Here is a 12,373-nt window from a genome sequence, read left to right as displayed (position 1 = left end):
AGTAAGGTATGCGCCATGCGCGTGTACCTCGGCTCAGACCATGCCGGATACGAACTCAAGCAAGCCGTCGTCGAGCACCTGAAAAGCGGCGGCTACGAGCCGATCGACTGCGGGGCCTACACCTACGACGCCGAAGACGACTACCCCGCCTTCTGCATCGCCGCCGCCGAACGTACGGTGGCCGATCCGGGCAGCCTGGGCATCGTGATCGGCGGGTCCGGCAATGGCGAGCAGATCGCCGCCAACAAGGTGCCCGGCGCCCGCTGCGCGCTGGCGTGGAGCGTGGAGACCGCGCAGCTGGCACGCCAGCACAACAATGCCCAGCTGATGGGCATCGGCGGCCGGATGCACACCGTGCCCGAGGCGCTGGCGATCATCGACGCGTTCCTGACCACCCCGTGGTCGGAAGCCGAGCGCCACCAACGTCGCATCGACATCCTCGCCGAATACGAGCGCACCCACGTGCCGCCGCCGGTACCTGGCGCCTGAGTCGTGCCCGAGGGGCACACGCTGCACCGGCTGGCCCGGCTGCATCAGCGCCGCTTCGCTGGAGCCCCGGTCACGGTGTCGAGCCCGCAGGGCCGGTTCGCCGACGCCGCAATCGTCACCGGCCGGGTGTTCACCGGCGCCTCGGTATGGGGTAAGCACCTGTTCCACCATTACGAGGGCGGCCCGATCGTGCACGTGCACCTGGGTCTGTACGGCACGTTCACCGAGCTCCCGGTGCCGATGCCGCCGCCGGTCGGCCAGGTCAGGATGCGCATCGTCGGCGCCGAGTACGGCACCGACCTGCGCGGTCCGACCGCCTGTGCGGTGCTCGACGAGGCCCAAGTGTCGGCCATCGTGGCCCGGCTGGGCCCCGACCCGCTTCGCCGGGACGCCGACCCCGCGCCAGCCTGGGAGCGAATCCGCAAGTCGCGCAAGACCATTGGCGCCCTGCTGATGGACCAGAGCGTCCTGGCCGGGGTGGGCAACGTGTATCGCAGCGAGCTGCTGTTCCGCCACCACATCGACCCGTACCGGCTTGGTCGCGACGTCGCCGAGGCCGAGTTCGCCGACGCCTGGACCGACCTGGTCGCGTTGATGAAAGTCGGCGTGCGCCGCGGCAACATCGTCGTCGTGCGACCCGAGCACGACCACGGCGCGCCGTCCTACCGGCCGAACCGGCCGCGCACCTACGTCTACCGCCGTGCCGGGGAGCTGTGCCGGGTGTGTGGCACCCCGGTCCGCACCGCCGGGCTGGAAGGCCGCAACGTCTTCTGGTGCCCGAGCTGTCAGGTCTGACTCCTGCCAGTCGAGCATCGCCGCCCGCCACCCGGGACAATCGTCGGATGGAACTGATTCTCGTCGTTGTCGGCGCCATCGTGGTCTCCGCGGTCGCAAATCGGCGAGGTCTCGAGCCGGCATTGATGATCGTCGTCGTCGGCATCGCCGCGTCGTTCCTGCCCGGCTTCGAAGCACCCGAGCTGGATTCGCATGTGCTGCTGACCGTCGTCCTGCCGCCGCTGCTGTATTCGGCGGCGCTGGACTTCTCTTTCCCGACGTTCATCCGCAACATCAGGCCGATTCTGGGCCTCGGGGTCGGACTGGTGGTCATCTCCGCTTTCACCGTGGCTGTGGTGTCGGCGTGGCTGGCCCTGGTCCCGCTGACCTTCGGTACCGCGTTGATCCTGGGCGCCATCGTCGCACCGCCGGACGCCGTCACCGCTGTCGCCGTCGGCCGTAAGCTCGGCCTGCCGAAGCGGGTGATGGCGATCCTCACCGGGGAAAGCCTCATCAACGACGCCGCGGCCCTGACGCTGTTCTCGATCGCCGTCGCCCAGGTGGCCGGCAGCCACACGTTCATCGAAGATCCGTTGCTGCTGTTCGCCTACAGCGCCGTCCTCGGTCCGGTGGTCGGCGCCGTCCTCGGCTACGTCACGCTGTGGATCCGCGGGCGACTCGACAGCCCGAGCCTGGAGACCATCCAGGGCCTGGTGGTGCCGTTCGCCGCGTTCATCGCCGCCGAGCGGCTGCACGCTTCGGGGGTGCTGGCGGTGGTGGCCGCCGGATTCGTCGTCGGCAGCGGAACACTGCGCTCGGGCTATCAGACCAGGGTGCAGGAGCGCTATGTCTGGAATTCGGTCGACGTGCTGCTCGAAGCGTTCGTGTTCGCCTATATCGGGCTGCACCTGCGGTTCGTGCTCAAGGACCTGCAGGAGGCCCATGAATCGCTGGCCGAAGTCGCCGTCGCCTCGGCGCTGGTGCTGGCCATGGTGTTGGTAATCCGCCCGTTGTCGGTGTTCGTCATGTTCGGCCGCCGGATGCTGTTCCGGCACGTCGATCGCAAGCTGTCCGTCCCGATCCCCGAGGGCGGCGGACGTGGGGCGCTCGGCGTGCGCAAACGGTCCAAGCCGGCAAGCAAGTGGCGTTCGATGATCGACCACTCCATGTTGAGTTGGCAGGAGAACGTCGTGGTGTCCTGGACCGGGATGCGCGGCGTGGTGACGTTGGCTGCGGCCGCCGGTATCCCGCTGACCACCGCCAGCGGCGAGCCGTTTCCCGAACGTGCCACCATCCAGGCCATCGCCTTCGTCGTGGCCGTCGGCACCCTGCTGCTGCAGGGCGCAACGTTGCCCCCACTGATCCGGCGGCTGAAGTTGTCTGCGCCCGAAGAAGACGAGGCCTACGACCGCGAGGAGACGCTCAAGGCGGAGCAGGTCGTGCACACGGCCGCCGATGAGGTACTGGACTGTTTCCAGGCGAACCCGCCCGAGGGCCTAGACCCGTTCGTACTCACCGAGATCCGCAACCGGATTGCCCGCCATTCCCAAGACGCCGACGAGATGCCCGACCCCGAGGCGCATACGTTACGGGCCGAAGTGTTCTCGACGCTGTATCGGGACGTGCTTGCCGCCCAGCGTGCGGCACTGATCGGCGAGCGCGACGAAGGCCGCCTCGACGAAGAGGCCGTGCGCGCGATGCTCGAGCGGCTGGACCTGCAGGAGGCCAGCGTGTCGGCCCGGGTGCAAAGCCGGTTCTAATTCCCGGGTCGCTGCGCTCCTGCCCGCCGGGTCTAATCCCCGGGTCGCTGCGCTCCTGCCCGCCGGGTCTAGAAGTCGCCGCCGAAGTCGCCGCCTCCGAGATCCCAGCCGCCGCTGTCACCCAGCCCGCCGCCACCCCAGCCGCTGTCTCCGCCGCCCCAACCGCCGCCGCCGTCGCCGGCCCAGCCACCGCCGTCGCCGGCCCAGCCACCGCCGTCGCCGCCCCAGCCACCATCCTGGCCGCCAGCGTCGAGGCCTTGGTCATAACCCTGGTCGAAGCCTTGATCGAAGCCCGATCCGTAGCCGTTCTCGAAGCCCGAGGCGTCATAGCCGACACCGCCCATCCCGGAGAACAGGGCGTCGAACAACAGCACCGAACCGACGCCCCAGGCGCCGGCCACCAGCGCGGTCTTCCACCACGGCTCGGAGTACCAGCCGGCGGGCACCGGACGCCCGGCCACCCGGCCACCGGGGTAGTAGTTCGGGGTGCGCTCGGTCGGCACGGGGGAGGCCTCGATGTCGCGACCCTCGAACTGAACCCTGCGGTCCTCGGTGACGGTGCCGGCCGCCCGCTGGCCGGCCATGGTCTCCAACTCCGGACCCGGGTCCATGCCCATCGCGGTGCGGGCCGCGCGCACGTAGTACAGCCCCTCGATCGCGCTTTCCTTGGCCAGCAGGGCCTGCTTGGCCGTCGTCGCCTGTTCGATCTGCGATGAGGCGGCGGTGAACCGCTCAGACGCGTCGGCCATCGCCTGGGTGGAAGCCTCGTTGGTGCCGTTCAGATTGAGCACCTGGCCGCCGAGGCGTTCGATCACCCGGCGTGCGTCGGCCTTCGCGTCGGCCAGCGACGCCGCATTTCGATTGCCGGTGGCGCGCGACGAACTCCACACCGCCAGCGCGATCGCGGCAACGACGACCAGGATGAGCACCAGCAGCACACCGTTCATGGCGTCCACAGTACCGATCCTGTGAAGATGCTCCGCGGAGGAGAATCAGCTTCTCAGAGCACGCCGAGGACGCGGTAAACCTCGTCGCTCAATGCGGTGCTGCGCGGGTCGGCATTGCATTTGGTGGCGTCGAAGTAGTTCATCACGTAGGCGTAGCCGATCCGGTGCTCCAGGTCGACGAACCCATACGAGCCGCCGGAGCCGCCGTGGCCGAAGCTGCGCAGGTTCGGACCGGCCACCCCGCGCTGATTGAGCATGTAGCCCAGTCCCCAGCCGTGGTCGGCGACCCTGGCACCCAAGACCACGTCGGTGTCGAAGCCGCCCTGGCTGACGCGCACCTTGTCCAGCTGCTCGCGGCTCAGCAGCTTCTCCTGAGCCAGACCGTTGTAGAAGGTGGCCAGTCCCAGCGCCGAGACATGACCGTTGGTGCCGGGGAACTCGCAGGTGCGCCACAGCGCGAGGTCGTTGGAACCCAGCTCGTCATCGGGCACGAACCCCATGGCGACCGACAGGCCGGCCATCGGGTGTTCGTCGAGTGCGGTGGGATGCCCCGGAGCCTGGCCTTGGGCCAGCACCTCGCGTATGTGGGGCTTGTTGACCAGCTCGGCGCAGCGGTGATGTTCGGCTCGGGGCAGCCCGATGTGCACGTCGATGCCCATCGGCTCGGCGATCTCGGTGCGCAGGTACTGGCCGATCGTGCGGCCGGTGACCCGCCGCACGACCTCGCCGAGGATGAAGCCGAACGTCACCATGTGGTAGCCCTGGGCCGTGCCCGGCTGCCACCACGGCTCGGCGGCCGCCAGCTCGTCGCACACCCGGTCCCAGTCGGTGGTGTCGCGCCAATGCAAACGGTTGCGCGGGCCGATCACGCCGGAACGATGGCCCAGCACCGACGCGACGGTGATGTCCGCTTTGCCGTTGCGAGCGAACTCGGGCCAGTAGGCCGCGACGGGTGCGGACAGGTCCAGCTCGCCGCGGTCGGCGAGCAGGTGAACGCAGGTACTCGTCAGCCCTTTGGTGCCGGAAAAGACGCTGGCCAGGGTGTTCTCCCGCCAGCGCCGCCGGCCGGCGGCGTCGGAGTGGCCGCCCCAGAGATTGACCACGAGGTCACCGTCCACCCAGACCGCCACTGCGGCACCAACTTCGTGGCCGTCGGTGAAGTTCTTCTCGAAGGCGCCGCGGACCGCGTCGAACCCCGCGGCGCAGGTGCCGCCGATGGGGATGTGGTCGCGCAACGCGCCTCCTGGGTCGAAATCCCGCCCGGGCTGGCGTCGGGAACCGAACCTGAATCTACGGTCGCCGACGGTAGGCGAAGAAGCTGAGAGAAGTATTGGAGCCGAACCGACACCGCGTCGTGATCGGCGTCGAGGCAACAGCGACTCCCTTGGTGCGGAAGTTCACCAGGAATTTCCTGCCGGTTCCCCACCCCGCAGCGGCGCAGTGCCGACCGCTGCGTCACGATCAGGTGGTGACAGCGGAACCGCTGACCGGGTCAGCCGACATCCCCGATACCGGGATCCCGCACGCGCTGGCCAGCCGGATGACCATGGCCGAGCAGTACGAATGGCACCAGGGGTACCTGCGCCGCCATCGGGTCTCCCGGCGCAACTTCCTGCGCGGCTCGGCTGCGGCGGCGGCCGTTGCGACGCTGGGTGTTTCCCCGTTCGGGCGGCGCGCCTACGCGCAGGATGCACCGTTGGCGGTGGCCAACCGGCGGGTCGGCTACGGCACCGACGCGTCCAGTCAGTTGCGGCTGGCCGCTCAGCTGTCCCGCAACCCCAACGGCACCCGGGTCTTCGTCGACCACGGGCCGACACCGGCGCTCGGTGCGACGGTGCAGGCCGAGGTCCGCAATCTGGTGACCCAGATCCCGGACAGCGACGGCGGAGTGCTTGCGGCTGAGCAGTTCTACGTGCACGCCCCGGTGGACGGCCTGCCCGGGCGGATGCCGCATTTTTATCAGTGGCGCACCGAGGACGGATTCGTCAGCGATATCCGGTCGGCGGCCACCGCGATGCCGAGTGCCCGAAATGCGGTGGGCTGGTTCCGTTTCACGATGATGGGGGACCAGGGCACCGACGACACGCCGCTGCTACCGCCGGGCCTGGCCCGCGGTGTCTACGACGACAGCTACTACAAGCCCGATAACGACCCTTCGGTGGCCCACACCGCCAATGTGCTGGGCCAGATCGTCGCCTCGCGTCCCGACTTCCACATCCTTGCCGGCGACATCGCCTACGCCGACCCGACTGGATTCGGCAAGCCCGCGCAGTTCGTCCGAAAGGGCGATCCGCCTAAAGGCTTCGACAAGTTCAACCCCTACGTCTGGGACGTATACCTAGGCTCCATCGAGCCCAGCGCGTCGACCACACCGTGGATGTTCGCCACCGGCAACCACGATATGGAGGCCGCCTACCCGGTGCACGGCTACGGCGGGCACCTCGCACGGTTGGACTTCCCGGGAAACGGGCCGAAGGCGTGTCCGTCGGTCTACTCGTTCACCTACGGCAATGTGGCGGTGCTGTCGCTGGATGCCAACGACGTCAGCTACGAGATCACCGCCAACAAAGGGTATTCGGGCGGCACCCAAAATGCCTGGGTGGAAAGAACATTGGCGGCGCATCGGGCCAACCCCGACATCGACTTCATCGTCTGCTTCTTTCACCACTGTGCGTATGCGACGGTCGCCGACCATGCCAGCGACGGGGGGGTGCGGGCGGCCTGGGTATCGCTCTTCGACCGATACCAGGTCGACCTCGTACTGCAGGGGCACAACCACGCCTTCGAGCGATCGGATCCGATCCGCGGCGGCGCGCCGACGAGGACGGCCGAGGACAATGCGATTGTCTACCCCGAGACCGACGGCACCGTGTACTACACGGTGGGCTCGGCCGGGCGACCGCGCTACAACTTCCAGCCCGGTGAGCTGGAGAGCTACCGCGGCCACGAATTGCCCGACACCTACGTGCCCAACAGCTGTGTGTGGACCGCCGATGGTGGCAAGCAGGCCGAGGGTGTCGGCTGGTCGCGGGTGCGCTATCGCAACTACGCCTTCATCAGGGTCGACGTGCGGCCGGGCAGCCTGATGAGCGAGATGGATGTGACGGCCGTCGACGAGTACGGCGGGGAGTTCGACAAGGTGACCTACCGGCGGCCCGTGCGCGCCTGAACACCGGTCCAAGCGCGTCCGCGCCGCAGGCCGGTGCACTAAGGTCGGTTCACCCATGTCTCGTATCGTGCTGACCCTGCTTGCGGTAGGCGTAATTGCACTGTCCGCGTGCGCCATGCCGCCGCACGCCGATTCGCCGTCTGGGCAGCCGATTTCGGGCCCGTTCGGCCTGCTCCTTGGCGCTTCGACGGACCTGGGCGATTCGCGCGCCGACACGGTGCAGCTCACTGCCGAGCTGTCGGACGCCCGACGTCCCGACCGGCTGCTGGCCTGGGCGGCGGCCAACGACCTGTCGGTGCGGTGGCGCCCGGGCGATCGCTGGGCGGTGGTGCAGGGGCCGCCGGCCGCTGTCGCCGCGGCCCTGGGTGTTCGGGTGCGCGACTACCGCGCCGACACCGGGGAGCAGTTCTACGCATCCCCGGAGCAGCCGATGGTGCCTGCCGCACTGAGTAATTCGGTGACGGGGCTGGGGCGCATCCTCAGCTACACTCCGTATCACTCGAGCAGTCCGGTGTTGCGGCCATTGGACGTTCCCGATCACAGCCTGCCGCCGGCGTCGTTGCACACCATTTACAACGTGCGCCCGCTGGCGGCGGCCGGCTATACCGGCAGGAACACCACCATCGTGGTGTTCGCCTTCGACGGCTTCGATCAGGCCGATCTGGATACCTACGCCGACACCTACCGGCTGCCGCGGTTCATCCCGCAGGTGCTCGGCGGCATGCCGCAGGAACGCAACGGCGAGGCGTCGATGGACCTGCAGGTGGCGCACGCCATGGCGCCGGGGGCGCGCAAGGTCCTGGTCAACGCCCGACCCACGGTGCAAGGCGGCGGCACCTACGTCAAGATCGCCGAGTCGATGCTGGAGGTGGACCGGCGGTTCCCCGGCGCGGTGTGGAGCTTGTCGATCGGGTGGGGCTGTGACCGGCTGATCACCGGCGCAGACCTGGCCCCGGTGCGCGACGCGGTGGCCACCGCGATCTCCCACGGCACCAGCGTGTTCAACGCCAGTGGCGACCTGGCCGGCCTGGAATGCAAACGCGGTCACGACTGGGCGGCGCCGCCCGGGCCGGCCGACATAGGCCTGGACGCGGTCGCCTCGCTGCCCGAGATCACCACGGTGGGTGGCACGACGCTGTCCACCGACGAGAACTATCGCTGGCTCGGCGAGCAGGCCTGGAGTGACGGGCCGCTGACCCAGGGCAGTGGCGGCGGGGTCTCGGCGTTGTTCGACCGGCCGCCGTGGCAGACCGCGGTGCCCGCCGACACATTGCGCCGCCTGACCCCGGATGTCTCCGCCGTCGCCGACACGAACACCGGTGCCGTGATTGTGCTGAAACAGCAGCTGGTCGTCGGTGGCGGGACATCGCAGGCCGCACCGATCTGGGCGGGCATCGCTGCGGTGCTGAACCAGTTCCTGATCGACAACGGTGGACGCGCGCTGGGTGACCTCAATCCGATGCTGTACCGGGTTGCCGCCGGGGCCACCCGACCCGCATTTCACGACATCACTCTGGGAACCAACGCGGTGGCGATTGCCGGTCCGGGCTATGACATGGTGACGGGGCTCGGCAGCCCCGACGTGGACAACCTGGCCCGCGACATCCTCGATGTGCAGCGAGGTCTGGCGTGAGCGGTCAGGTCGAGGTCATGCCATGCCGCGTCTGCGGCCAGGAGGTGCCGGCCGGAAAGTTCTGCGGCCGGTGCGGTGCACGCCTGACGCGCGAGCCCGGCGGCGGGCCGGACTGGCTGCGAATGCGCAATTATGTTGCGGCACCGGGGGAGAACGTGTTCCAGCCGTCGATCGTCAGCTCGATGTTTCCGCACCTGCCCAGTCGCTCGCACGGCAGCTTCCGGTTCGGGCTGGTGTTCGTGCTGATCGCGTTGGTCGTGTTCTGCGTGCTGCACTGGTACGTGTCGATGGTGGCGGTGGCCACCTTCGCCCCGCTGCTGCTGTTCGTGATCTATCTGGCCGAGACCGGGGTGATCGCCGACCTGCCGTGGCGGGTGTGGGCGTTGACCGTGGTGCTCGGTATCGCGGCCGGGGTGGGATGGGCGCTGCTGACCGGCGCCATCGTCGCCGAGTCGTACAGTCTCGGGCTCGGCACCAACGTGCCCACCGCGCGCTTGCTGCAGACTGCGCTGGTGATCCCGTTCGGTGGACTGCTGGCGATGCAGCTGCCGACCGTGGGGGTACGTCTGACCCGGCCGCCGGTGCGGGAATCGTTGGACGGCTTCGTCATCGGAGTGCTGGGGGCGACGGTGTTCACGGTGTCGGTGACGATGGTCCGTCTGGTGCAGGAGATCGGGGCCGGCATCACCATCAGTGATCAAGCCGTCACCGACCTGTTGATCGAGGCCGGTGTCCGCGGCCTGACGATGCCGCTCACCGCGGCGGCGGTGAGCGGCTTGGTAGGGATCGGGCTGTGGTATTCCCGGCGGCCGGGCGGGTCCCGGGTGCGCCCGTTGGCGGTCGGCGGGCTGCTGCTGGTGGTGGCGGCTGCGGCCTACGCCAACGTCGGGTTGGTCGAGGTGCTGCGGATCGCCACGGAGCTGCAATTCCTCGTGCATGTGGTGCTGGCCCTGGCGGCGGTGATGGCCCTGCGGGTGGGGCTGCAGATGGCCGTTGTGCACGAGCCACAGGACCCGGGGCATCCCGAGCTGCCGATCCTGTGTCCGGGTTGCGGGCATGTGGTGCCCGATGTGGCGTTCTGCCCGGCCTGTGGTCTCGCCTCGCACGCCGCGTCGCGCACCTCGCGGGCAGCGCGGCGCCGCCACCGGCCGCAGCCGGGCACGGAGTTGGTGGACCGATGAGTGCCCCGTCCGCGCCCTGGGAGCTGGCGCCCGGGTACAGCATGCTGTCCGGGTCGTACACCGTATCGCCGCTGCGGCACACATCGGTGCGCCGCCTGCTGGTATTGCTGGCGGTGGGCCTTTCGGTGGTGGTGGCCGCGACGACGGTGTCGTCGATCCTGAGCGCCGCTCCGGCCGAGCGCTACGCCTGCCCGCCGGACTGCGGCCGGCCCCCGACGGGGGTTCCGGTGCAGGCCAATCCCCGCTACAGCCCCGCCGACGGCTCCTTCTCGGTGGCCTACCCGGGGACCGGATCCGCCTACGTCATCACCAAGGATGAGGACGGTGTTTCCGCGACATTCACCGGCGGCGACGGCGGCGCCATGGAGCTGTTCTCGGTAACGGCGAATGGCCGAAGGGCCGAGCAGATCGTCGACGACCTGATCCGCGAGCACGAGCCGGGCGCGACCGTGGCCTACGTGCTGCCGAACGCGACGGTCGGTTACCAGCTCGGCTACGGCGCCGTGCTCGACGCGTACCCGCAGGGGTCGACCGGCGTCGGGCGCCGCACCCGCATCGTGATCATGGCGGCGGTCAAGAACGACCTGGCGCTCGTCGGCGCCGCTGTCGGCCCCTACCGCGCGTTTCGCCCCGGCGACGGCCCGAATCTGCCGTCCGGAGCCAACCTGCAGCTCGCCCAGGATCTGGGCAAGTACGTCAACAGCTTTCAGTGGAAGGGCGACCCACCCCGCTAACCGGTCAGAAGAAGACGAAGTTGGTGCTGCCCAAGCGGTCTGGCGCGCCGTAGTCGAGGTAGATCGGGCTGAGCTGGAATGGGATGTTCCCGGTGTTGGGCCGTGAGGTCGAGGCGGTGCTGTCGTCGTAGAGGACCGGGCTGTTCGAGTCGGTGATCGTGTAGCTGTAGAGCAGTGTTTGGCCGTCGGCGGTGTACACCGAGACCCTGGTGCCCGGTTTGAGACTGGTCCCCTCTGCGGCCGACCCGGCCACCGAGGTGGGCAGGCCTCCGGTGACCCCACCGGAATCGATACTGGTCTTCAGCGGTTGCAGTGGCCCGTCGTCGATCTGCACCTGAACATCCCCGACCGGCGCGCCCGCGACCGACCCCTTCACCGGGAGCGGGTTCGGACCCATAACCACCAGACCCCATGGTCCAATGATGTTCTGGTACATCAGAATTCCGTCTTTGAGTTCACCGGGCAGCAGCGCGTTCAAGGTCGGGCCGGAGCCGGCGTTGACGCCGATCCCCAACGTGCCGACGACACCGGTACCGGCCGTCCCGTAGTTGTCGTAGACGGCTTCCGAGCCCGGATCCACCACCATGATGTCGAACGGGGAGGTCACCACGCCGTTTCCGAAGTCGACCGTTGTCCGGTACTTGGTGTAGGTGTAGCTCACCGACGTGCTGTCGTCCCCGTACGCGCTCGATCCGGTTCCCGTGGCCGGACCAAGGTTCTCCTGCCCGACGTACCTGCTCAGGATGGACAGGCCCGACGATCCGGTGTCAAGCAGCACGGGTACGACGGGACCGCCGTTGACGGAGATGTAGACAATCTGCTGTGTGGTATTGACCGTCCGCAGCAAGCGGACGGCATAAACCTGGGCATTGGACTTTGCGTCGCGGATAAGCCCCGCCGCCTGGGATGCCGCGGCGGGTGCGCCGAGGACTCCCACCAGCGGGGCGGACAGCGCCGCCGCATCCAGAGCTAGGCCAGCCGCGGTCGGCAGCATGAGCGTCGCCAGCAGTGAGAGCTGGGCCAGCTGGTGGGCCACCGGCACACCAGCGGTGGTGGCCACCGCCGCTTTGGCTCCTTCGATGGTGTTCTGCCAGGTGGTCAACGACCAGGCCGCCTGAGCCAGAAACACCTGCGGCACAATCGATGCCACGCCGGCGACAATGTTGCCGGTGCCCCAGGTCTGGGCGTGGAGAAGCTGCTGTGTCTGAGTGATCTCCTGCAACGCCAACCGCACCGCGCTGCCCGGGACGACCACCTCGTTGTCGGGCAGATAGGACTTTTGCCCCCAGTCGTCGGTGGGTTCGGCCGTGGGGGACTCGGCCACGTCGGTGGCCGACGTCGCCGCTCGTGGCTGGGCGGCCGCGACACCGCGGTTGCGGGTACGGGAAGCGGCCGGACTCGGTGTCGACGAGGCACGGACCGACCCCGACGACGACCCGGACGACACGGAGGCAGCATGCGGTCGGGTGTGCGCGATGCCGGCCCGGGGTTTTGTCGCCGAGGCCGACGTGCTGCCCGAGTCCGACGCCGTCCCGGACTGCCCGGTGTCGGCGTGGGCGACGGCGCTGCCCGATGCCAGTGCGGCACCCATGCCGAGCGTGACGGCCCCTGCCCCCAGCCATGAGTACGGCCGGCGGGCTCGGCTCTTACGGATCTTCGCCGACCTCTGGTTCACAGCTACCCCCA

General features: G+C 68.8%; 10 protein-coding genes. 7 read left to right on the top strand and 3 right to left on the bottom strand.

Translation table 11 applies throughout. From position 1 onward, the window contains the following. The first annotated feature begins 15 nt into the window (after positions 1–15). From ADBZ9K_RS08190 to ADBZ9K_RS08180, 3 genes are read left to right on the top strand one after another with little or no spacing between them, the layout of a single operon-like run. The gene (locus ADBZ9K_RS08190) at positions 16–489 is read left to right on the top strand and encodes a ribose-5-phosphate isomerase (protein ID WP_526619582.1); all 474 of its coding nucleotides are present in this window, start codon (positions 16–18) and stop codon (positions 487–489) included. 3 nt (positions 490–492) lie between these two features. Further along, positions 493–1,284, top strand: coding sequence for an Fpg/Nei family DNA glycosylase (locus ADBZ9K_RS08185; protein WP_526619581.1), 792 nt, complete (start codon positions 493–495; stop codon positions 1,282–1,284). Between the two features lie 47 nt (positions 1,285–1,331). Continuing rightward, complete coding sequence (locus ADBZ9K_RS08180) at positions 1,332–3,023, top strand: cation:proton antiporter (RefSeq protein ID WP_526619580.1); 1,692 nt, start codon at positions 1,332–1,334, stop codon at positions 3,021–3,023. 68 nt (positions 3,024–3,091) lie between these two features. On the opposite strand, the gene ADBZ9K_RS08175 is transcribed toward ADBZ9K_RS08180, so the two are convergent. After that, positions 3,092–3,970 carry a DUF1542 domain-containing protein gene (locus ADBZ9K_RS08175; RefSeq protein WP_526619579.1) on the bottom strand — a complete coding sequence of 293 codons (879 nt, stop codon included), beginning with the start codon at positions 3,968–3,970 and terminating at the stop codon, positions 3,092–3,094. Positions 3,971–4,023: 53 nt separating this feature from the next. Further along, complete coding sequence (locus tag ADBZ9K_RS08170) at positions 4,024–5,205, bottom strand: serine hydrolase domain-containing protein (RefSeq protein WP_526619578.1); 1,182 nt, start codon at positions 5,203–5,205, stop codon at positions 4,024–4,026. A gap of 305 nt (positions 5,206–5,510) precedes the next feature. On the opposite strand from ADBZ9K_RS08170, the gene ADBZ9K_RS08165 reads away from it, so the two are divergent. From ADBZ9K_RS08165 to ADBZ9K_RS08150, 4 genes are read left to right on the top strand one after another with little or no spacing between them, the layout of a single operon-like run. Further along, entirely contained in the window at positions 5,511–7,139 is a 1,629-nt protein-coding gene (locus ADBZ9K_RS08165) for a metallophosphoesterase (RefSeq protein WP_526620829.1), read from the top strand. A 55-nt stretch (positions 7,140–7,194) separates the two neighbouring features. After that, positions 7,195–8,772 carry a S53 family peptidase gene (locus ADBZ9K_RS08160; RefSeq protein ID WP_526619577.1) on the top strand — a complete coding sequence of 526 codons (1,578 nt, stop codon included), beginning with the start codon at positions 7,195–7,197 and terminating at the stop codon, positions 8,770–8,772. Then, positions 8,769–9,953, top strand: coding sequence for a zinc ribbon domain-containing protein (locus ADBZ9K_RS08155; protein WP_526619576.1), 1,185 nt, complete (start codon positions 8,769–8,771; stop codon positions 9,951–9,953). The genes ADBZ9K_RS08160 and ADBZ9K_RS08155 overlap by 4 nt, the downstream gene beginning before the upstream one ends. Then, positions 9,950–10,687: a hypothetical protein gene (locus ADBZ9K_RS08150; protein ID WP_526619575.1), complete on the top strand. Its 738-nt coding sequence runs from the start codon at positions 9,950–9,952 to the stop codon at positions 10,685–10,687. The genes ADBZ9K_RS08155 and ADBZ9K_RS08150 overlap by 4 nt, the downstream gene beginning before the upstream one ends. A gap of 4 nt (positions 10,688–10,691) precedes the next feature. Here the strand turns inward: ADBZ9K_RS08150 and ADBZ9K_RS08145 are convergent, their stop codons facing one another. Beyond that, a complete protein-coding gene (locus tag ADBZ9K_RS08145; protein ID WP_526619574.1) occupies positions 10,692–12,362 on the bottom strand; it encodes a PecA family PE domain-processing aspartic protease in 1,671 nt (556 codons plus the stop codon). Positions 12,363–12,373 lie beyond the last annotated feature (11 nt).

Source organism: Mycobacterium sp. (assembly GCF_965229265.1).
Taxonomy (GTDB): domain Bacteria; phylum Actinomycetota; class Actinomycetes; order Mycobacteriales; family Mycobacteriaceae; genus Mycobacterium.
The sequence above is the reverse complement of the archived record's forward strand: the minus strand, read 5'-3'. Positions and strand labels throughout refer to the sequence as shown.

Bases quoted from the DNA above. Each gene is read 5' to 3' on its own strand.
- ADBZ9K_RS08160 (WP_526619577.1), top strand. From the start codon at position 7,195: ATGTCTCGTATCGTGCTGACCCTGCTTGCGGTAGGCGTAATTGCACTG.
- ADBZ9K_RS08165 (WP_526620829.1), top strand. From the start codon at position 5,511: ATGACCATGGCCGAGCAGTACGAATGGCACCAGGGGTACCTGCGCCGC.
- ADBZ9K_RS08150 (WP_526619575.1), top strand. From the start codon at position 9,950: ATGAGTGCCCCGTCCGCGCCCTGGGAGCTGGCGCCCGGGTACAGCATG.
- ADBZ9K_RS08175 (WP_526619579.1), bottom strand. From the start codon at position 3,970: ATGAACGGTGTGCTGCTGGTGCTCATCCTGGTCGTCGTTGCCGCGATC.
- ADBZ9K_RS08190 (WP_526619582.1), top strand. From the start codon at position 16: ATGCGCGTGTACCTCGGCTCAGACCATGCCGGATACGAACTCAAGCAA.
- ADBZ9K_RS08180 (WP_526619580.1), top strand. From the start codon at position 1,332: ATGGAACTGATTCTCGTCGTTGTCGGCGCCATCGTGGTCTCCGCGGTC.